The organism is Pseudomonas sp. AC463 (assembly GCF_979253585.1).
Map to the genome: position 1 here is coordinate 1 of NZ_CEEDDZ010000730.1, position 263 is coordinate 263.

Annotated in this window: 1 protein-coding gene; it reads right to left on the bottom strand. The window is 62.4% G+C overall.

Annotated features, from left to right (window positions below; translation table 11 throughout):
- A partial coding sequence (locus tag AC0IYH_RS32130; RefSeq protein ID WP_471838360.1) for a galactose oxidase-like domain-containing protein occupies positions 1–263 on the bottom strand: 263 nt, incomplete at both ends.

Genomic DNA, 263 nt, shown 5'->3' on the forward strand with positions numbered 1-263 from the left:
GCGCCTGCACCGTCAGGACTGCGCCGGTTTGAAAATAGGTCGCGGGAATGTAGCGCTGCCCGCTGTCGAAGCTGTGCGTGTCCTGACCGAGGCGAACGAGCGATACGGATCGGATCGGGTTGGCGTTCGCCATTTCCACCTGCGCCGACTGTCCGTGGTTCAGCTTGGTGGTCTGGAGGCTGACGATCTGCGGACGCGGGGCGAGCTGCATGCGGCCGTTCACGCGCTGGAACAGATAGGGTGGATAGTAGATTTCCGAGTTG